General features: G+C 50.1%; 13 protein-coding genes and 3 rRNA genes. 3 read left to right on the forward strand and 13 right to left on the reverse strand.

The window, feature by feature from the left end:
- Nucleotides 1-104: 104 nt before the first annotated feature.
- From MHH78_RS02400 to gyrA, 7 genes are all read right to left on the reverse strand, one after another.
- Nucleotides 105-1664, reverse strand: coding sequence for an IS1182 family transposase (locus MHH78_RS02400; RefSeq protein WP_341166477.1), 1560 nt, complete (start codon nt 1662-1664; stop codon nt 105-107).
- Nucleotides 1665-2079: 415 nt separating this feature from the next.
- The gene (locus MHH78_RS02405) at nt 2080-2499 is read right to left on the reverse strand and encodes a hypothetical protein (RefSeq protein WP_036723990.1); all 420 of its coding nucleotides are present in this window, start codon (nt 2497-2499) and stop codon (nt 2080-2082) included.
- A gap of 263 nt (nt 2500-2762) precedes the next feature.
- Nucleotides 2763-2879 (reverse strand): 5S ribosomal RNA (gene rrf / locus MHH78_RS02410).
- Between the two features lie 77 nt (nt 2880-2956).
- Nucleotides 2957-5884: ribosomal RNA gene (locus tag MHH78_RS02415) — 23S ribosomal RNA — on the reverse strand.
- 279 nt (nt 5885-6163) lie between these two features.
- Nucleotides 6164-7724 (reverse strand): 16S ribosomal RNA (locus MHH78_RS02420).
- Together the 16S, 23S and 5S rRNA genes form the textbook arrangement of a ribosomal RNA operon.
- 377 nt (nt 7725-8101) lie before the next feature.
- Nucleotides 8102-9202: an HD-GYP domain-containing protein gene (locus MHH78_RS02425; protein WP_036728078.1), complete on the reverse strand. Its 1101-nt coding sequence runs from the start codon at nt 9200-9202 to the stop codon at nt 8102-8104.
- Between the two features lie 160 nt (nt 9203-9362).
- Complete coding sequence (gyrA, locus tag MHH78_RS02430; RefSeq protein ID WP_076081923.1) at nt 9363-11909, reverse strand: DNA gyrase subunit A; 2547 nt, start codon at nt 11907-11909, stop codon at nt 9363-9365.
- Between the two features lie 295 nt (nt 11910-12204).
- On the opposite strand from gyrA, the gene MHH78_RS02435 reads away from it, so the two are divergent.
- Nucleotides 12205-13092, forward strand: coding sequence for a YheC/YheD family protein (locus MHH78_RS02435; protein ID WP_341166478.1), 888 nt, complete (start codon nt 12205-12207; stop codon nt 13090-13092).
- Nucleotides 13093-13191: 99 nt separating this feature from the next.
- On the opposite strand, the gene gyrB is transcribed toward MHH78_RS02435, so the two are convergent.
- The 6 genes from gyrB to dnaA all read right to left on the reverse strand — a co-directional run bounded on the left by gyrB (nt 13192) and on the right by dnaA (nt 19515).
- Nucleotides 13192-15102 carry a DNA topoisomerase (ATP-hydrolyzing) subunit B gene (gene gyrB, locus MHH78_RS02440; RefSeq protein WP_036728073.1) on the reverse strand — a complete coding sequence of 637 codons (1911 nt, stop codon included), beginning with the start codon at nt 15100-15102 and terminating at the stop codon, nt 13192-13194.
- A gap of 45 nt (nt 15103-15147) precedes the next feature.
- Nucleotides 15148-15396 (reverse strand): extracellular matrix regulator RemB, encoded by a 249-nt coding sequence (gene remB, locus MHH78_RS02445; RefSeq protein WP_036728071.1) that lies wholly within the window; start codon nt 15394-15396, stop codon nt 15148-15150.
- A 16-nt stretch (nt 15397-15412) separates the two neighbouring features.
- Complete coding sequence (recF, locus tag MHH78_RS02450; RefSeq protein WP_036728069.1) at nt 15413-16531, reverse strand: DNA replication/repair protein RecF; 1119 nt, start codon at nt 16529-16531, stop codon at nt 15413-15415.
- A 20-nt stretch (nt 16532-16551) separates the two neighbouring features.
- Nucleotides 16552-16782 carry a S4 domain-containing protein YaaA gene (yaaA, locus tag MHH78_RS02455; RefSeq protein WP_036699885.1) on the reverse strand — a complete coding sequence of 77 codons (231 nt, stop codon included), beginning with the start codon at nt 16780-16782 and terminating at the stop codon, nt 16552-16554.
- A gap of 47 nt (nt 16783-16829) precedes the next feature.
- Nucleotides 16830-17972: a DNA polymerase III subunit beta gene (dnaN, locus tag MHH78_RS02460; protein WP_036728067.1), complete on the reverse strand. Its 1143-nt coding sequence runs from the start codon at nt 17970-17972 to the stop codon at nt 16830-16832.
- Between the two features lie 196 nt (nt 17973-18168).
- Nucleotides 18169-19515: a chromosomal replication initiator protein DnaA gene (gene dnaA, locus MHH78_RS02465; RefSeq protein WP_036728066.1), complete on the reverse strand. Its 1347-nt coding sequence runs from the start codon at nt 19513-19515 to the stop codon at nt 18169-18171.
- A 759-nt stretch (nt 19516-20274) separates the two neighbouring features.
- On the opposite strand from dnaA, the gene rpmH reads away from it, so the two are divergent.
- Both rpmH and rnpA read left to right on the forward strand, forming a co-directional pair.
- Nucleotides 20275-20409, forward strand: coding sequence for a 50S ribosomal protein L34 (gene rpmH / locus MHH78_RS02470; protein ID WP_039295761.1), 135 nt, complete (start codon nt 20275-20277; stop codon nt 20407-20409).
- 380 nt (nt 20410-20789) lie between these two features.
- Nucleotides 20790-21140 (forward strand): ribonuclease P protein component, encoded by a 351-nt coding sequence (rnpA, locus tag MHH78_RS02475; RefSeq protein ID WP_076081920.1) that lies wholly within the window; start codon nt 20790-20792, stop codon nt 21138-21140.
- Nucleotides 21141-21198 lie beyond the last annotated feature (58 nt).

Genomic DNA, 21198 nt, shown 5'->3' on the forward strand with positions numbered 1-21198 from the left:
GCACGCAAAATAAGGGGCTGTCCCAAAAGTAGATACTCTACTGGTGGGGAAAAATCCCATGCCTTCTTAAAAGATTAATTTGTAAGAAAGGGAGCGATTCTCCGTTATTGGAGGATCGCTCCCTTGCGTTTCTGGTCATTCGCTGCTTGCTTCAGCAGGTTGTGAGCAAGCGAAAGCCAACCGACCTCTAGCGTCACTTTTTCCATGCCGCGAAGCAGAAAGCGCCGGAAGCCCCGGTTATTCTTTAATTGTCCAAATACACTTTCCGGCTCCGTCATTCGACGTACGGCCAATAGATAGCCTTCCTCGCTTTGGAGGATTTCTTTCGCCTGTTTCTGGTATCTAAGCCGCTCCAAACTGACTGCGATTTCCCGGTTTCCGCTTCCCTTCGTGCAGTTTTCTTTTAACGGACAACCTCCGCAGCTTTGACTTTGGTAATGACGCTTCTTAATTTCGTATCCACTCTCTGTGGTTTCCTTGCTCTCTCGTTGGAAATACAGCGGGTGTCCAGCTAAACACGTCCAGCGATCCTCGGATCCGTCGTAGGTCCAGTTCTCGATTTTTCCGACCTGGGCTTTCCAGGCTTTGCTCTTTTCTTTGTGGTAGGTGCTGTATTTCACGACGGCCTGTAGCTCGCTCTTTTCCAGATAGGCGTAGTTTTCTTCACTTCCATAGCCGGCATCTGCAATGACCGTCTTTGGAAGTTTCCCGAGGAATTGCTTTGTTTTTTCCAGATGTGGTTCTAAACAGCGGGTGTCACCCGGTCTTTGATGGAGACTGTAGGTTAAAATAAATTGGTTTTCGGTCCCGATCTGTAGATTGTAACCTGGCTTCAGTTGGCCATTTCGCATGTGATCTTCTTTCATCCGCATAAACGTTGCCTCGGGATCGGTCTTGCTGAAACTGTTCCGGTCCCCAAGCAGCTTTTGATATTGTTCGTACTTCTGCAGTCGAGGGAGCAAATCCTTACGCAACGACCGAACCGTCTTGTTTAGGGGCTTGTCTTTCGGTTTTTCGGCAAGCTGAGCTTCAAGCTTTTGCACGGCTTGTTCGAGTTTCTCACTGTCCATTTCCGAACCCGTGCTGAGTTCAGCCAGATCTTTGCCCTGATTCTCTTGTTCTTCCTGCTCTTCGGCTGCTTCAATGTCAGCGAATAGGGCCTGCACCTTATCTTGCAGTTTCGCTTTGTGTTTGCTGACCGCTTTGCTCCAGACAAAGGTGTAGCGATTGGCATTCGCCTCGATCTTAGTTCCGTCCACAAAATAATGCTCCAGAGACACGTATTTTTCGTCAGCCAGAAACTGAAGCACGGCGGTAAATACCGTTTCGAGGACATTTCTCATCCGCTGGGAACGGAAGCGATTCAGCGTGCGGAAGTCGGGTCGCTGCCGTCCGGCCAGCCACATGAAGGGAATGTTCTCCCGGACCGCTTTGGCGATTTGGCGAGACGAATAGATTCGCTGAGTGTAAGCGTAGATGATGACTTTGGTGAGCATTTTAGGATGGTAGCTGTCACGGCCGCCGCCGGGATAGGCCGCGTCAAAAATGGCGTTGTCCAGCCGATTGACGGCGGCATTCACGACGCGAACGAGGTGATTTCCCGGGATATCTTCTTCCAGATCCATTGGCAAGCAAAGTTGGTCCATGGTATATTGAATGTACAAAGAAACCTCTCCTTTGAAATGGTTGTGTGGTAACTCCATTTTAACAAAAGAGAGGTTTCTTTTTGTGATTTTAGAAAGATTTGAAGAAACTTTTCCCACTTAAACAGCGGAGAGGACGGAACGATTGTGTAAAAGCGGCAGCGGTCGCCTTGGTCTCCGGATTTTCACCGCTAAGGGGAATGAAAAAAATCTGGAGACCACAGCGATTGGAACAACGGTCCGTTCGCGCAGCGTCCACCCAAGTGCTCACGTTGATCCGACTACAAAATAAAGAGCTATCCCAAGCAGCCATTTCATGGCTTTTGGGACAGCCCCCTTTAGCGTAGGTGATGACTCAGGTACTTTGCGGGGACCCCAAAACATATAAATTCTTATCTTTCAAAAAAATCGCCATCCATAACCGGACGGCGATTTTTTATCTGTTCTTCAAGCCTTTGGTCGTGACCTTCTTTTCCTTCGGAATCATCACGATGAAATAGTCATCATGCACGGTCAGATGTACAATAAGTCCTTCTTTCTGAAAAACACGGGAGCTCCCGGAATCGTCTGCTTTCTGTTCCTGCTCTTCCCAGCCCCAAGCTTTAATGGCTGCAAGATAAGGCTCCGGCACGCCTTTCTTCTCCTTCAACCCCGGCAAGGAGTACCGTACATAGTCCATGGCTACGTTTGTAGTTGTTCTGTCGGGGGAGCTTGCCTCTTTGGGAACGGGGAAGTCTTCCTCATTAAGTGCACCGTTAAAAGTATCCCAAGCCGGCTCCTTCGTTCCGCAACCCGCCAGCATTACTCCGACTATACAAAGAATAACTAATATCCACAAAGGTTGAGTTCGCTTCATACCTTAAATCCTCCTTACCTCTACCATGCATCTAAAGACGCAAGAAAATTCCAAGATAGAATTTATACGTAGTTCATTCGTATTAAGGCTTTTGCTTATTTATTGCACTTTTCCATTATACTTGGAACCATCGCCTCGTCGGTAACAAAAATGTCACTCGTTTGTAAGCGTTTTTATATTAAAATACCGCACCCCTTCCCGCTTTTTATATATGCGGGTATACAAAAAAGCCATTGTCGACAATTCGACAATGGCTCATGTGTGCTTGGCAACGTCCTACTCTCCCAGGACCCTTCGGTCCAAGTACCATCGGCGCTGGAGGGCTTAACGGTCGTGTTCGGGATGGGTACGTGTGGAACCCCTCCGCTATCGCCACCAAACGGGCATTTACAGCGTAAATGCTTCAGGAATTTGATTCCTGAAAACTGAATCCGAAACGAATCTGCGTGTTAAAAGTTTGGATAAGCCCTCGACCGATTAGTATTGGTCAGCTCCATGCATTGCTGCACTTCCACCTCCAACCTATCTACCTCGTCGTCTTCAAGGGGTCTTACATGTTGGGAAATCTCATCTTGAGGGGGGCTTCACGCTTAGATGCTTTCAGCGCTTATCCCGTCCGTACGTAGCTACTCAGCCATGCTCCTGGCGGAACAACTGATGCACCAGCGGTACGTCCATCCCGGTCCTCTCGTACTAAGGACAGCTCCTCTCAAATTTCCTGCGCCCACGACAGATAGGGACCGAACTGTCTCACGACGTTCTGAACCCAGCTCGCGTACCGCTTTAATGGGCGAACAGCCCAACCCTTGGGACCTACTTCAGCCCCAGGATGCGATGAGCCGACATCGAGGTGCCAAACCTCCCCGTCGATGTGGACTCTTGGGGGAGATAAGCCTGTTATCCCCAGGGTAGCTTTTATCCGTTGAGCGATGGCCCTTCCATGCGGTACCACCGGATCACTAAGTCCGACTTTCGTCCCTGCTCGACTTGTAGGTCTCGCAGTCAAGCTCCCTTATGCCTTTGCACTCTGCGAATGATTTCCAACCATTCTGAGGGAACCTTTGAACGCCTCCGTTACTCTTTAGGAGGCGACCGCCCCAGTCAAACTGCCCGCCTGACACGGTCCCCGTACCCGATGAGGGCACTAGGTTAGAACCTAGATACGATCAGGGTGGTATCCCAACGGCGCCTCCGCAGAAGCTTGCGCTCCTGCCTCCACGGCTCCCACCTATCCTGTACAGATCGTACCCAAATTCAATATCAAGCTGCAGTAAAGCTCCATGGGGTCTTTCCGTCTTGTCGCGGGTAACCTGCATCTTCACAGGTATTAAAATTTCACCGGATCTCTCGTTGAGACAGCGCCCAAGTCGTTACGCCATTCGTGCGGGTCAGAATTTACCTGACAAGGAATTTCGCTACCTTAGGACCGTTATAGTTACGGCCGCCGTTTACTGGGGCTTCGGTTCACAGCTTCGGGTTTAACCCCTAACCGCTCCCCTTAACCTTCCAGCACCGGGCAGGCGTCAGCCCGTATACTTCGCCTTACGGCTTCGCACAGACCTGTGTTTTTGCTAAACAGTCGCTTGGGCCTTTTCACTGCGGCCCCCTCGGGCTATTCACCCTACCGAGGCACCCCTTCTCCCGAAGTTACGGGGTCATTTTGCCGAGTTCCTTAACGAGAGTTCTTCCGCGCGCCTTAGAATTCTCTTCTCGCCTACCTGTGTCGGTTTGCGGTACGGGCACCTTCTCCTGGCTAGAGGCTTTTCTTGGCAGTGTGAGATCATGACCTTCGCTACTGTAATTTTCGCTCCCCATCACAGCCCAGCCTTACGATGTGCGGATTTGCCTACACACCAGCCTCACTGCTTAGACGGACATCCATCAGTCCGCGTCACTACCCTCCTGCGTCACCCCATCGCTCATAGCGGATTACGGTGGTACAGTAATTTCAAACTGTTGTCCTTCGACTACGCCTGTCGGCCTCGCCTTAGGTCCCGACTTACCCTGAGCGGACGAGCCTTCCTCAGGAAACCTTGGGCTTTCGGCGGATCAGATTCTCACTGATCTTTTCGTTACTCATACCGGCATTCTCACTTGTATACTCTCCAGCGCTCCTTACGGTACACCTTCAACGTATATACAACGCTCCCCTACCCCAGATGCAAAGCATCTAGCCATAGCTTCGGTGGTGTGTTTAGCCCCGTTACATTTTCGGCGCAGAGTCACTCGACCAGTGAGCTATTACGCACTCTTTCAATGATGGCTGCTTCTAAGCCAACATCCTGGTTGTCTGTGCAACTCCACATCCTTTCCCACTTAACACACACTTGGGGACCTTAGCTGATGGTCTGGGCTGTTTCCCTTTTGACAATGGATCTTAGCACTCACTGTCTGACTCCCGGCAAGAAGTAAATGGCATTCGGAGTTTGACTGAGCTTGGTAACCCTTGCGGGCCCCGCACCCAATCAGTGCTCTACCTCCACCACTCCATTCACCGAGGCTAGCCCTAAAGCTATTTCGGGGAGAACCAGCTATCTCCGAGTTCGATTGGAATTTCTCCGCTACCCCCACCTCATCCCCGCATTTTTCAACATGCGTGGGTTCGGGCCTCCAGTGCGTGTTACCGCACCTTCACCCTGGACAGGGGTAGATCACACGGTTTCGGGTCTACGTCCACATACTCAGTCGCCCTATTCAGACTCGCTTTCGCTGCGGCTCCGGCTTCTCACCTTAACCTTGCATGTTAAACGTAACTCGCCGGTTCATTCTACAAAAGGCACGCCATCACCCATAAAGAGGGCTCTGACTTTTTGTAAGCACACGGTTTCAGGTTCTATTTCACTCCCCTTCCGGGGTGCTTTTCACCTTTCCCTCACGGTACTGTTTCACTATCGGTCGCCAGGTAGTATTTAGCCTTAGCAGATGGTCCTGCTGGATTCATACGGGGTTTCACGTGCCCCGCACTACTCGGGATCCGTCTCGGAGAGAACACAGTTTAGGCTACAGGGCTTTTACCTCTATCGCGGGCCTTTCCAGACCTCTTCACCTACCATATTCCTTTGTAACTCCATGTGAGACGTCCCACAACCCCAAGAGGCAAGCCCCTTGGTTTAGGCTGTTCCGCGTTCGCTCGCCGCTACTGACGGAATCACTATTGTTTTCTCTTCCTCAGGGTACTTAGATGTTTCAGTTCCCCTGGTCTGCCTCTGCGTATCCTATGTATTCAGATACGAGTAACTGCGAATTACCACAGCTGGGTTTCCCCATTCGGACACCCCCGGATCAAAGCTTGCTTACAGCTCCCCGAGGCAGTTTCGTTGTTCGCCACGTCCTTCGTCGGCTCCTGGCGCCTAGGCATCCTCCGTGTGCTCTTAGTAGCTTAACCTCGATTTTTCCTTTAGGAAAATATCGGACAATGAATTTCTTCAACGCCTGTATTTCCATCCAGATCATCGTTGCATCGCCATTAATTCAAAACTTGTTTACACAAGTTCAGCTTAAAGGAATGTTCTAAAACGCAAATTCGTTTCGGTATCCAGTTTTCAAGGATCAAGTTTCTTACTTGAGAGCTTAAACTCTCAAAACTGACCAACGAGTGAGTAACTAGCCGACCGGCTAGATTTAAGATTTGAATGTCTTCATTGCAGAAGACGATTCTCCATAGAAAGGAGGTGATCCAGCCGCACCTTCCGATACGGCTACCTTGTTACGACTTCACCCCAATCATCTACCCCACCTTCGGCGGCTGGCTCCCTTGCGGGTTACCCCACCGACTTCGGGTGTTGTAAACTCTCGTGGTGTGACGGGCGGTGTGTACAAGACCCGGGAACGTATTCACCGCGGCATGCTGATCCGCGATTACTAGCAATTCCGACTTCATGCAGGCGAGTTGCAGCCTGCAATCCGAACTGAGACCGGCTTTGCTGGGATTGGCTCCACCTCGCGGCTTCGCTTCCCGTTGTACCGGCCATTGTAGTACGTGTGTAGCCCAGGTCATAAGGGGCATGATGATTTGACGTCATCCCCACCTTCCTCCGGTTTGTCACCGGCAGTCACTCTAGAGTGCCCAGCTCAACCTGCTGGCAACTAAAGTCAAGGGTTGCGCTCGTTGCGGGACTTAACCCAACATCTCACGACACGAGCTGACGACAACCATGCACCACCTGTCTCAACTTTCCCCGAAGGGCACCTGATGCATCTCTGCTTCGTTAGTTGGATGTCAAGACCTGGTAAGGTTCTTCGCGTTGCTTCGAATTAAACCACATACTCCACTGCTTGTGCGGGTCCCCGTCAATTCCTTTGAGTTTCAGTCTTGCGACCGTACTCCCCAGGCGGAGTGCTTACTGTGTTAACTTCGGCACCAAGGGTATCGAAACCCCTAACACCTAGCACTCATCGTTTACGGCGTGGACTACCAGGGTATCTAATCCTGTTTGCTCCCCACGCTTTCGCGCCTCAGCGTCAGTTACAGCCCAGAAAGTCGCCTTCGCCACTGGTGTTCCTCCACATATCTACGCATTTCACCGCTACACGTGGAATTCCACTTTCCTCTTCTGTACTCAAGTCACCCAGTTTCCAGTGCGACCTCAGGTTGAGCCCAAGGTTTAAACACCAGACTTAAATAACCGCCTGCGCGCGCTTTACGCCCAATAATTCCGGACAACGCTTGCCCCCTACGTATTACCGCGGCTGCTGGCACGTAGTTAGCCGGGGCTTTCTTCTCAGGTACCGTCACTCCGGCAGCAGTTACTCTACCGGACGTTCTTCCCTGGCAACAGAGCTTTACGATCCGAAAACCTTCATCACTCACGCGGCATTGCTCCGTCAGGCTTGCGCCCATTGCGGAAGATTCCCTACTGCTGCCTCCCGTAGGAGTCTGGGCCGTGTCTCAGTCCCAGTGTGGCCGTTCACCCTCTCAGGTCGGCTACGCATCGTCGCCTTGGTGGGCCGTTACCCCACCAACTAGCTAATGCGCCGCAGGCCCATCCCCAAGCAGCAGATTGCTCCGCCTTTCATTCTTCTCTCAGGAGAAAAAAGAAATTATCCGGTATTAGCTACCGTTTCCGGTAGTTATCCCAGGCTTGAGGGCAGGTTGCCTACGTGTTACTCACCCGTCCGCCGCTAAGTTTGAAAGGAAGCAAGCTTCCTTTCAAACTCCGCTCGACTTGCATGTATTAGGCATGCCGCCAGCGTTCGTCCTGAGCCAGGATCAAACTCTCCAAATTGGTATTTAGAAAGAGCGATTGCTCATTTTGAAACATCTGACGAGAATGGTTACATTCTCTAATTTTGGATCTCGCCGAAGCGATCTCCGATACTCACTCGTTGTTCAGTTTTCAAAGATCAAGCTCGTTATTAGCGACGATGTTGTCGTCACCAGCAACTCTTATAATATATCACATCCAACCGATCAATGCAAGCTCTTTTTTTCAACTTCTTGTTCGAGCCAGGCGTTGATGTTTCGCGGCCAGAAATAGAATATATCACGTATAGAGATTCAATGCAAGCATTATTTCTAAATCATTATCTAAAGCTACGCTTCCCCTAACCGGCCCTAACCCGGCAAGCAAGTTAGCATAGCTCTACTCCTCTGTCCGCGTGCTTAAGCAATAATTTCTTGAATATGAAGCTCCCGTTCATTGATCAGATTAACGATATTTCCTTCAACCTGAACCATGGGTCTTGTCGGGTTGTTACGATCGGTAAAGATGATTTCCCCGTGACGCCCATCGCTGAGCCGTATCCGTGTACCGTTATATAGGTCTGTCGTCTTTTGAATGAAGGTCTGTACGATTACCGGATCGAGCTTCCCGAAGCTCTCCTTCTGCAGCTGCTCCAATACCAGATAAGGCGACTGTGCCTTTCTGTAGGCTTTTCCCAGCGTCATGGCATGGAAGATATCGGCGACTGCCACAATCTTGGCGTAGAAATGAATCTGGCTGCCATCCAGCCTAAGTGGATACCCTGAACCGTCTATCTTCTCATGGTGCTGCAAGGCGGCGAGTCTAACCCCTTCGTTAATGGCTGTAACATTGCGCAGCAACTGATAACCGTATGTAGTGTGCCTGCGTACTTCGTCAATCTCTGCACCGCTTAGAGGGGTTGGCTTCTGCAGCAGCGCTTCGTCTACCTTAATGTTACCTATATCGTGCAGCAAGCCGGCAAAAGCAGCCTGCATCCAGTCCTTCTGCGGATATCCGCACCACTGGGCAATTCGATAGGAGGTCAGGGCAGACAAGACCGCATTATGATAGTTATATTCCTGGTCAATCAGCACACGCGGCGCAAACTTTAAGACATGGTAATCCTTCAAATGGGTAATCAGCAGCTCCAGTTGACTCCGCAGTTCGAAGATCGGAAGAGCCGCTGCGGCCGCTGCACGGTAGCTTTGCTTGATAAGCACCAGCATTTTCTCATACTCATCGTGAAGCGGAGAATTACTCTTGGCCAGCACCGACTCATTAATCAGAGCACCCGCCTTAGCCGCTTGCTGCTTCACTGCCGGTTTAGCGCTCTCTGCCGATTTGTCTTCCCCTTGTGCCCCTTCAATCTCAACCTGTCCGATCAAAAAAGCCTGCAAAATCTCAATATCCCGGGGGAGAATGATTTTGCCCTTGCCGAACAATACTCCTCCTAAAGGAGTAATTACATCCTTTATAATCTTTGAACCCGCTTTAATCTCTCCAACGGATATGTTTGGCATTAGCCCAAGCCCCTTTATGTCGGTGACACCTATGATGCTCTAATTATAGTATGGAACCCGGGAAGCGGCTAGATAGAGAATTCCCCGTTCATCAGTTAATAGAGTATAAAAAAAGAGCATGGATTTCTATACATCAGAAACCCATACTCTCCTGCAATCCTTATTCGAGGCTATCGTCTTCGTTCACGGCATCCGCTTCAGGCTGGCTAGCTTCAATTTCGCCTTCGTCTTCTACAGGAACTCCTTGAATGTCTTCTCCATCCTCATGCTCAGACAGCTCTTCATCCTCTTTGTCCGCTCTGCACAGTGTAGCTACAGCATCATCCTCACGGATATTAATCAGCTTAACGCCCTGCGCATAACGGCCCATGGTGGATATTCCGTCCATGCTGGTACGGATCAGGGTACCGCTGGTCGTAATAATCATCAGGTCCTCGTCCTGCTTGACGACCTTCAGCCCGACAACCGGTCCGTTCTTATCCGTAAGGTTAATGGTCTTGATGCCTTTACCGCCGCGGGTCTGGGACCGGTAGTCAGCAGCAGGTGTCCGCTTACCATAGCCCTTGGTGGTTACGATCAGCACCTCAAGCTCCTGGTCTACGCAGTCCATGCCAATAACATGGTCATTGGAATCAAGCGTGATTCCCTTAACCCCGGTAGCGCTGCGGCCCATGGAACGCACATCATTCTCCGAGAAGGTAATCGACATTCCGCGTGCAGTACCGATAATCAGATTCTGCTCACCGTCTGTCAGCTTCACCTCAATCAGTGAATCCTCCTCACGGAGATTGATTGCAATCAAACCACCCTTACGGATGTTGTTGTAATCTTCCAGAGGCGTCTTCTTCACAATTCCCTCGCGGGTAGCGAAGAACAGGTACTTGTCACTGTCCGCTTCCTCTACCTGGATGACCGCGCTGATCTTCTCACCCTGCTCAATTTGAATCAGGTTGATGATCGGCGTTCCCCGGGCAGTGCGTCCAAGCTCCGGAATCTCATAGGCCTTAATCCGGTACACCTTACCCTTATCCGTGAAGAACATCAGGTAGTTATGGGAGTTGCTCACGAAGAGATGCTCCACAAAGTCCTGGTCCTTGGTGTCCATCCCGATGACACCGCGTCCGCCACGCTTCTGGCTGCGGTAGGTGTTGACCGGAAGACGTTTGATGTAACCGGTGTGGGTAATCGTGATAACAACCTCTTCACGCGGAATCAGATCCTCGTCAAGGATGCTTTCTTCCCCAACCGTAATTTCTGTACGGCGGTCATCGGAGTACTTATCGCGGATCTCCTGCAGCTCATTGCTGATAATATCCAGCACAAGATGCTCATTGGCCAGAATCTCACGGTATTCGGCAATTTTGGCCAAAAGCTCGTTATATTCGTTCTCGATCTTCTCGCGTTCCAGACCGGTCAGGCGCTGCATCCTCATATCGAGGATCGCCTGGGCCTGCTCTACGCTTAGACTGAAGGTCTCCATCAGACCTTCCCGGGCAATGTCGGTAGTGCGTGAGGCGCGGATCAGGGCAATGACCTCATCCAGATGATCCAGGGCAATACGCAGACCTTCCAGAATATGCGCCCGTGCTTCGGCCTTCTTAAGGTCGAAGATCGTCCGGCGGCGGATGACTTCGATCTGATGCTGCAGATAGTGATACAGCACATCGCGCAGATTCAGAATCTTCGGTTCATTGTTGACAATAGCCAGCATGTTGATCCCGAAGGTGGACTGCATAGAAGTATGCTTGTAGAGATTGTTGAGTACAACACTCGGATTCACATCCCGTCTCATTTCAACCACTACGCGCATTCCGTTACGGTCAGACTCATCACGCAGATCCGTTATGCCCTCGATGCGCTTCTCACGCACCAGCTCCGCAATCTTCTCCACGAGCCGGGCTTTGTTGACCTGGTAAGGAAGCTCATGCACAATAATCCGGGCCTTGCCGTTATTCTCTTCAATGACCGCTTTGGCACGCATGGTAACCGATCCGCGTCCAGTGCGGTAGGCCTGACGGATGCCTTCACGGCCCAGAATATATCCGGCCGTCGGGAAATCCGGGCCTTGAATATATTCCATAAGCTCCATAGGCGTAATATCAGGATTCTTAATCATCGCCTGCACACCGTCAATAACCTCACCGAGGTTATGCGGAGGAATGTTGGTTGCCATCCCCACCGCAATCCCGCCTACACCATTGACCAGCAGATTGGGATAACGCGCCGGCAAGACTACAGGCTCGTTCTCTTCACCGTCATAGTTGGGCGCGAAGTCAACGGTCTCCTTGTTCAGGTCACGTAGCATTTCTCCGGCAATTTTGGACAAACGTGCTTCTGTATAACGCATTGCAGCCGCCATGTCTCCGTCTATGGAACCGAAGTTACCATGACCGTCTACAAGCATATAGCGCATGGAGAAGTCCTGTGCCATACGTACCATTGTTTCATAGACTGCTGAGTCACCGTGTGGGTGATACTTACCGATAACCTCACCGACGATTCTCGCTGACTTCTTATGTGGCTTATCCGAGGACATACCAAGTTCCGACATCGCAAACAAAATGCGTCGGTGAACAGGCTTAAGTCCATCCCGCACATCCGGCAAAGCCCGGCTTACAATGATGCTCATTGCGTAATCCATAAAGGATTCGCGCATTTCCACGCCAATGTCCCGATCTTTGACTTGCGGGTTATTTTGTTCAGCCATGAGTTGGTGGACCTCCTTCAGTTAAAAACCGCTACCCTATATTATATTACTTTCACAAAACCAGCACAATTAAACATGATAGCCTGTTATCGTCTATATTGATTTTCTTTTAGTACGGATAAGGGTATACGCCCTCTCCGCTGCTGTCTTCAGTACATAGACTGTAGAGACAAGAGAATTGGCTTCATGCCCCTGTTTTCGTCCCAAAAAGCATAATCTCATATCCTTATATTATAACATTTTTTTGTTGGCTTGTCCTGAAAATTCGCTATGCGTAAAGAAACGGAGGCAGAACATGAAGATTCAACGCGTGTCCAGCAAATGGGCAAAAACGAAAGTCATTCTGCAAAACCGTCAGCTCTCGGTCTATATTCCGGAAACGCGCAAATACGGCCTGGAGGATCTGAAAGAAATGCTGCATCTGTATGGCACGGTATATATAAAGCCCGACCGCGGCACCTATGGCAGCGGAGTGATGAGAGCCGAGCAGAGGGTTGTACACTTAAGTCCCAGCGGGCATCAGCCGGAGACCCGTGAACCGGAGACAGCAGCTGCAGGCATTGAAGCAGAAGTACCGGCAGAGCCGAAGCTGATGTATATTCTCAGGTATGCGAAGGACGCCGAGGTCTTTAATAGCCCTGAAGAGCTTCATGCCGCACTGGTACCCCGGATTAAAGACCGCAGCTATCTGGTCCAGCAGGGCATTGATCTGCTGCAGCATCAGGACCGTCCCTTCGACCTCCGGGTGCTTACCCAGAAGAATCCCCAGGGCAGCTGGGAGACTACAGGCATGCTTGGCCGGGTCGCCGCACCGCAGAAGGTGATCACGAATTATCACAGCGGGGGCAGTGTTTTTCCGGTAGATACCCTGTTCAAGGAGCATATGACCTCTGACGAAATGTCCGCAACTACCCAGCAGCTCAAATCGCTGGGCGTCCGAATCGGCGCGCAACTCGAAACGGCTTATCCAGGCCTTAAGGAGCTGGGGCTTGATGTCGCCATCGACCAGCATCACGATCTATGGCTGCTTGAAGTAAACACCTTACCCTCCATCATTGTCTTCAAATTGTTCCCGAACAAAGCAATTTACCGTAAAATCCACCGTTACGCTGTGGCCTATGGGCGGTTGAAGCCTAACCGGAAGTCCGTAACCAGCCGCCGCAAGCGAATATCGAACTTCTAGCTCTATGTATTCAAACGGCAGGCTATATACCCCTCTGTATTACTAAAAAACCTCCGGCTTCATCCGCAAGGGATAATCCGGAGGTTCGCTATGTGCGGCTTAAATATCCAGGTTCTTAACCGATTGCGCATGCTCCTGAATGAATTCACGGCGCGGTTCGACATTGTCACCCATCAGGGTATCAAAGATGCTGTCCGCCAGCATGGCATCCTCAATGGTCACCTGTAGCATGGTGCGGCTCTCAGGGTCCATCGTCGTGTCCCACAGCTGAGCGGCGTTCATCTCACCCAGACCTTTGTAGCGCTGAACATTAACCTTCACGTTCTCACCGAAGGCAGCAATGATCTCATCGCGCTCCTTCTCGGTCTGTGCATAGCGCACAACCTTGTTGCGCTCGATCTTGAAGAGCGGCGGCTGGGCGATATAGATATACCCTGCGTCAACAATCTTCCGCATGTAGCGGTAGAAGAAGGTCAGCAGCAGTGTTCGGATATGGGCGCCGTCGACGTCCGCATCCGTCATAATGACAACCTTGTGGTAACGCGCCTTCGAGAGGTCGAAATCATCGCTAATCCCGGTTCCGAGTGCGGTGATAATCGCCCGGATTTCCGCATTGGACAAGATCCGGTCCAGCCGGGCCTTCTCGACGTTCAGAATCTTACCGCGCAGCGGCAGGATCGCCTGAAAATGACGGTCCCGGCCTTGCTTGGCTGATCCGCCCGCCGAGTCACCTTCGACGATGTACAGCTCACTGATCGACGCATCCTTGGAGGAGCAGTCCGCCAGCTTACCCGGCAGGGCGCTGACTTCAAGCGCACTTTTGCGGCGGGTCAGCTCACGGGCCTTTTTGGCCGCTTCCCGGGCACGGGAAGCCTGCAATGACTTCTCCAGCACCTTGCGTGAGACGGCAGGGTTCTCTTCCAGGAACTCCTGCAGCTTCTCGCCGAACAGTGATTCTACAATCCCGCGGACTTCACTGTTGCCGAGTTTGGTCTTGGTTTGGCCTTCGAACTGCGGCTCAGGGATTTTGACGGAAATAATCGCCGTCAGACCTTCACGGACATCATCGCCGGTCAGATTCTGGCTGCTATCCTTGATCACGCCAGCCTTGCGTGCGTAATCATTAATGATCCGTGTCAAAGCGCTCTTGAAGCCGGATTCATGCGTTCCGCCCTCGTGGGTATTGATATTGTTGGCGAATGAATAGATATTCTCTGTATATGAATCGTTATATTGGAGAGCTACTTCAACCGCGATCATATCCCGTGAGCCTTCCACGTAGATCGGTTCCTCATGAAGAGCTTCTTTTTTCTCGTTAAGGTATTTCACATACTCCACAATACCGCCTTCATACTTGAACGTATTGTTGACTCCGGTCCGTTCATCCAGCAGTGACAGCTCAATGCCCTTGTTCAGGAAGGCCAGCTCTCGGATACGGGTAAGGAGCGTGGAGTATTCAAAAGTAGTGGTTTCGGTAAAAATATCCGGGTCCGGGTGGAAGGTGGTGGTGGTCCCCGTCTCCTCTGTATCCCCGATCACTCTGATGTCATATTGCGGCACGCCGCGGTTGTACTCCTGCTGATAGACATGCCCGTCACGCTTGACGGTCACTACTACCTTCTCGGACAAAGCGTTAACCACAGAGATCCCCACGCCGTGAAGACCGCCGGACACCTTGTAGCCCCCGCCGCCGAACTTACCGCCTGCATGCAGGACAGTCATGACCACTTCAAGCGTGGACTTCTTCAGCTTGACGTTCTCACCGACAGGAATTCCCCGCCCGTTGTCAATAACAGTCACACTGTTATTCTCAGTAATTATGACTTGAATCCGGTCGCAAAAACCTGCCAGCGCCTCATCGATACTATTATCGACAACTTCCCAGACCAAATGATGCAGACCTTTTGAGCTGGTGGAGCCAATGTACATGCCGGGACGTTTCCGAACTGCTTCCAGCCCTTCCAGTACCTGAATCTGGCTCTCATCATATGTCGGTTGATTCATTGACATGCCTTCACCTACTTCTTTCAGATTATCTCTTGTAACTTACGAAACCTATATTTCTAACAAGATCTTGGCTCTTTTTTTGAGAGTGGAGGAGGAGATCGGGGAGTAGTAGACAGTATTCCTGGTCACGACAATAGACTTCGCTTCCTCTTCACCAATGCGTTCCAGCTTCTTATCCTGCTGGGAATGAGTCATAAACTGCTTCGATACCTTGGAGGACTTCTCAATCGATATATCAAATATAGCAATCAGCTCTGAGGATCGAATAATTTTTTCTCCGCCCAAATGAATATACATGGTCTTCCTCCGCTCTTTATAACCCCACTTTGCCGCCATGAACATGATACAGGATTGCACCCTTTAGTTTATCAGCATTCAGTCCCTCAACACCGGTGGCAGTGATGAAGGTCTGCACCTTGCTCTGAAAGGTTTCGATAAGCTGGGTCTGACGATAGGGATCAAGTTCGGACAAAACATCATCAAGAAGCAGCACAGGGTATTCTCCGATCTCCTCATGGATCAGTTCAATTTCCGCCAGCTTGAGCGATAAAGCTGCCGTACGTTGCTGCCCTTGGGAACCGTAGACCTGAGCTTCTCTTCCGTTGATAAAAAAGGACAGGTCATCCCGATGGGGACCCGTCAGCGTCATGCCGCGCCTGATTTCCTGATCTCTTGTTTGTGATAACTTTAACATAAATTTGTCCAATAAGACAGCTTCATCTTCCTCTTCACGCTCACCAAACGAGGGGACATAGAGCAGCTTGAGCTCTTCTCCGCCGTTTGTGATGCCCCGGTGAATGCTTTCTGCCCATATCTGCAGCTTCTTTATGAATTGTTTCCTTTTTTTGACGATTTTAACACCATGTTCTACAAGTTGGGCATCCCAGATGTCCAGAAGCTCCCGGCCGCCAGCCTCCTTGCCCCATAACTGCTTCAGCAAATTGCCCCGCTGGAGGAGGATTTTCTGGTACTGCTGCAGATGAAACAGGTAGCTCGGCTGAACCTGGCCAATCTCCATGTCAAGGAACCGGCGCCGGATGCCCGGGGTGCCTTTAACAATCTCCAGATCCTCCGGAGCAAACATTACAACGTTCAGCGAGCCTACGAATTCACTGAGCCGCCGTTGCTCCAGTCCGTTAATTCTGGCCTTCTTGCCCTGCGGGGACAGGGTCAGCTCCAGCTTAAGATCCCCGTATTTGCGCTCTACTTCAGCAACAATCTGTGCGGAGCCCGCCGGGGCATCGAAGGAGATCAGCTCCTTGTCCTTGGAGGTCCGGTGGCTTTTGGTCATCGCAAGGACAAACAAAGCCTCCATGAGATTGGTTTTGCCCTGGGCGTTCTGTCCGAGAATGAGATTCACATCGCCCAGATGCTCAAGACGCAGCAGCCCATAGTTGCGGTAATCCTGCAGTCCGATATTTTTGACAAACAAGAGCCTGTTCCTCCTTAGGGTTACTCCTCCTTGACGCCGCCGCCCTCAACTTCAAAGACGCCGTTATCCTGTACCTCGATTGTATCACCCGGGTAGAGCTTCCGGCCACGCCGTTCTTCCACCTCACCGTTCACCTGCACATGCCCTTCCTGCAGCAGTGCCTTAGCCATCCCCCCTGTGGATACACAATCGGAGAGCTTTAGGAACTGGTCGAGCTTAATATATCCACTGTGGATAACTATTTTTTTCATGTTTTTGATCCTCTCAGCCACTTATCCACATGTTCATGAACAGGGCGTTAATTAGTTGTCCGGTACGGCAGAATCACATACAGGCTGCGGCTCTCATCGAGCGGTCTGAGAATAATCGGGCTCATCATGCCGGTGAAGGCGATCACGAGCTGCTCACTCTCCACCACCTTCAGCACATCGAGCATATATTTGGAGTTGAAGGAGATGCGCAGCGGCTCGCCTTTGAAATCGATAACTTCCAGCTCTTCACGGACCTTCCCCAGCTCGGAGGAGCTGGAAGAGATCTCCACATCACCGTTTTCCAGGGTCTGCATCCGGACGATGTTCGTTTTCTCTTCGCGGGACAGCAAATAAGCACGGTCAATCGATTCGCTTAATTTTTTTGTGTCCAAAGTTAGTTCTGTTTTGTAGGTGGTTGGAATAATTCTAGAAGTATCCGGATAAATGCCATCCAGAATCCGCGAATAGAACAGCACTTTGTCGATTTTGAACAGCACCTGGTTATCGGCGACGACAATATCCACCAGCATATTCTGATCAGGGATAATTTTGCTCAGCTCGTTCAGCGTTTTGCCGGCAATGACAATATTCGCGAACTGGATATTCTCTGTGCCTTCCAGGTGTGCAGCTCTGGTTGCGAGCCGGTGGCGGTCGGTAGCCGTGAACTTGAATTCATTGTCGGCCAGATTCCACAGAATGCCTGTCAGGATCGGTGTGGTCTCTTGGGTGGAGATGGAGAAGGCAGTCTGCTTGATCATATTCTTCAGCAAATCACCGGGCATGGAGATGGTTTCATTCTCTTCAATGCTTGGCAGAACAGGGAATTCTTCAGGATCGAGGCCCACAATCTGAATCTCCGTAGAGCCGGAGGAGATGTAGGTCTGGAAGCCTTCCTTGACTTCCATGTGAATTTCTTTGGAGGGAAGCTTCTTGATAATCTCTACGAAAAATTTGGCGGGAAGCACTACGCTGCCCGGCTGCTCTACCTTGACGATCGTCTGGCTGTCATTCTCGGCAGGGATGAAGGACTGAATGGAAATATCCGTATCACTTGCAGTCAGTGTAACGCCCTGATGGCTAACCTCAAACTTAATACCGGTCAGAATAGGGATAGTTGTTCTGCTGGAGATTGCCTTGGAGACATGGCCGATGGATTCGTTAAGCTCGTTTTTGAGAATGCTGATTTTCATGATTTCACTCCTAGCTGAAAAATTGGGAAATGGGTGTACGTAAATGCTCTTTGAAACCTGCTCTTAGAAGATGAATTATTATAGTTATTTAATAGTATTAGTAGTAGGGGCTCCGTTTATGTGGATAAGTGGCTAAACAGCATAAAATTAAGCCTACCCACATGTGTATAGATTGTGTATAGGCTCTTTGTTCCTCTTAGGAAGGATTTTTAATTTTCTCCGAAAGATTATTTACCACTTTATAGAGCTCCTGGTCCACCTTTAATTGCTGCGTAATCTTCTCATGGGCATGGATAACGGTCGTATGGTCGCGTCCTCCGAAGGCCTCGCCGATCTTAGGAAGCGAATAATCCGTCAGCTCGCGGGAGAGATACATGGCAATCTGCCTTGGAAAAGCCACAGCCTTCGTGCGTTTCCGCGCTTTGAAGTCCTCCATGCGCAAATTGTAGTATTCACCGACTTTTTGCTGAATATCGTTAATGGTAATCATCTTCGGACGGCTCGAAGGGATGATATCCTTCAGCGCTTCGGCTGCCAGATGTGTCGTCACATCCTGGTTCGTCAGGGAAGAATAAGCCACTACGCGGATCAGCGCGCCTTCAAGCTCCCGGATATTCGTGTCGATCTGGTTGGCAATGTACATCATGGCTTCGTTCGGGATATCCAGGTTCTCCGCCTTGGCCTTCTTGCGTAGAATGGCAATCCGCGTCTCAAGATCGGGGGGCTGGATATCTGTGATCAGTCCCCATTCGAACCGGGAACGCAGCCGTTCTTCTAGAGTAGGAATTTCCTTGGGAGGCCGGTCGCTAGAGATGATAATTTGCTTGCGTTCTTCGTGAAGAGCATTGAACGTATGGAAAAATTCCTCCTGCGTGGACTCCTTGCCGGCCAGGAATTGGATGTCGTCAATCAGCAAAATGTCAACATTGCGGTACTTGTTGCGGAAGCTTTCGCCGCGGTTATCACGGATGGAGTTGATGAATTCATTCGTGAACTTCTCGGAGGAGATGTAAATCACCTTGTTGTTGGGGTTATGCTCCAGCACATAATGGCCGATCGCATGCATAAGGTGAGTTTTTCCGAGACCTACGCCTCCATACAGAAACAGAGGGTTATAGGCTTTGGCCGGCGCTTCGGCTACAGCAAGGGAGGCTGCATGCGCAAAACGGTTGCCTGAGCCGATCACGAATGTGTCGAAGGTGTATTTGGGATTGAGCAAATGAGTCTGTGCCTCTTCGCGCGAAACAACGGGAGTAGGCGCACTTTGCTGAACCACAGGCTCAGAGGGCTTGTTCTCCTCAATGACAAATTTGACTTCCACCTGCTGTCCGGTAACTTCATATACCGTTGCTCCTACCAGTTTGGTATAGCGACTTTCCAGCCATTCTACGGCAAAGGTTGTAGGCGCCGAGATGATAAGAGCCTGGGAATTGAATGTCGTGGCCTTAGTGGCCTTGAACCAGGTATCGAAGCTCGGCTTGCTTAGTTTGGTTTGAATAATCGATAATATTTGCTGCCATAATTCGGAAGTATGGCTGTCCACAGACTGTCACTCCTTTAAATCTTCCAAATGTGGCATCAGCCATGAAGTGGAAATGTCGAAGAAAATGGGTTGGTGATTAATCTTATCCCCAGTATGCAACTTCAAGAGACAAAAAAATATGGATAAATTTGAATTGTTCACAACTTTATCCACAGCTTGTTGATAATTTATTGAACAAACAAATCTATTCACATTCAAAAGTAATACTATCATAGCAAAACGCCCCTTATTTTTCAATGAGCGACGCCATTTTATCCACAAATTCAATCACTTGTGTATAATTTTTAGGCACACCACTACATATTGTTGATAATTTGTTTACCGTTCGACAATTTCCGCGATTGCGCCAATTTTTTTATACACAGGTTGTGCTCACCTGTGAGCAAAATCCGCCCGGAATTAATCACAGGTGGATAACTGGACAAGCCTGTGGATTATTATTTTGGATGTGTTCCTTTGTGGATAAGCGGTTAGGGTTAGGATTAGTGAAGAGGCGGGACACGCTGGGGATAAGATTCCGGATTCCGGCTGGTCCCAAAAAACGGGGGCACAAGTGGAGCAGCCGGAAAAAGAGGGAGAAAGAGACATGGTTGACTTTTGGCGCATTTATGTGTTTAAATATATAAAGGTGTTTTCTGTGAGGATATGTCTCCAAATTAAATTGATAATACTTGTAGATACTGTCCCTACTTTAAGGACGGCTTAGTCCGTTTCTGCTTATATGACAGTAATTATGTTCCTGTAAGGGAGGTGCAATACATGAGACCGACGTTCAGACCAAATGTGAGCAAACGCAAAAAGGTGCATGGTTTCCGCAAAAGAATGAGCACGAAAAACGGCCGCAAAGTGCTGGCAGCCCGCCGCTTGAAAGGCAGAAAAGTTTTGAGTGCGTAAGATAGGCCACTTTGGGACCACTGCTGTGGTCCTTTTTTACGCTTTATTTGCAGAATGCATCAGCTGTTTTTATTTCTCTTCTATATATAGCGCAGAATGGGATGATGCTCATTGAGCAGAAACCCACGCATTACTTCTGCTGCTGCAACAATAAACGATAGGCTCTGCAGGGGATGTTAACGCTACTGCGGGGCTTTTTTTAAAGATATAAGAATTCAATTTCACTAGATTGTAGTTTCCACAAGCTGTCTATGTTTGTTGGCAGGGGATCTCCAGGGCCGGCGCAGTAACTGTTTATGGTCTCCCTTGAATGACAATACTAATTAGAAGATGAAATTCCGGAGCCTGGAGCAATTCCGGTATTTGAATAGGAGATTTCCGTGCACAAAAGTTTACGATTACGAAACCGTGCCGACTTCAGCCGCGTATACCGCCATGGGAAGTCATTTGCGAATCATCAGTATGTGGTGTATTGGTTCCCCAGAAGAGAAGTGGAACGATTCCGGGTGGGCATATCCGTCAGCAAGAAGGTCGGGAATGCCGTAGTCCGCAACCGGATGAGAAGGCTGGTCAAGGAGATTGTCCGTCACCACGAGGCGGAAATTGCCGGCAATCTGGATATCGTTTTCATTGTCAGAAAAGGAGCGCTCTCCAAGGATTACTCCGAGCTGGAGAAAAGCGTGCTGCATGTGCTGCGCAAAGCCAAGCTGCTCAAGGCTTTACGCAAGTAAAAGAGCCTGAAGAGGGCTTGTTTATTTGTATCCATAATTATGTTATGATTTACGGTGC

This window comes from Paenibacillus sp. FSL H3-0333 (genome assembly GCF_038002805.1).
In the GTDB taxonomy this organism is placed as follows: domain Bacteria; phylum Bacillota; class Bacilli; order Paenibacillales; family Paenibacillaceae; genus Paenibacillus_AQ; species Paenibacillus_AQ silagei.

What these genes read in the sequence shown, in the direction of transcription:
- MHH78_RS02405 (WP_036723990.1), bottom strand. Translation starts at nt 2,499, where the DNA reads ATGAAGCGAACTCAACCTTTGTGGATATTAGTTATTCTTTGTATAGTC.
- MHH78_RS02425 (WP_036728078.1), bottom strand. Translation starts at nt 9,202, where the DNA reads ATGCCAAACATATCCGTTGGAGAGATTAAAGCGGGTTCAAAGATTATA.
- gyrA (WP_076081923.1), bottom strand. Translation starts at nt 11,909, where the DNA reads ATGGCTGAACAAAATAACCCGCAAGTCAAAGATCGGGACATTGGCGTG.
- MHH78_RS02435 (WP_341166478.1), top strand. Translation starts at nt 12,205, where the DNA reads ATGAAGATTCAACGCGTGTCCAGCAAATGGGCAAAAACGAAAGTCATT.
- gyrB (WP_036728073.1), bottom strand. Translation starts at nt 15,102, where the DNA reads ATGTCAATGAATCAACCGACATATGATGAGAGCCAGATTCAGGTACTG.
- remB (WP_036728071.1), bottom strand. Translation starts at nt 15,396, where the DNA reads ATGTATATTCATTTGGGCGGAGAAAAAATTATTCGATCCTCAGAGCTG.
- yaaA (WP_036699885.1), bottom strand. Translation starts at nt 16,782, where the DNA reads ATGAAAAAAATAGTTATCCACAGTGGATATATTAAGCTCGACCAGTTC.
- dnaN (WP_036728067.1), bottom strand. Translation starts at nt 17,972, where the DNA reads ATGAAAATCAGCATTCTCAAAAACGAGCTTAACGAATCCATCGGCCAT.
- rpmH (WP_039295761.1), top strand. Translation starts at nt 20,275, where the DNA reads ATGAGACCGACGTTCAGACCAAATGTGAGCAAACGCAAAAAGGTGCAT.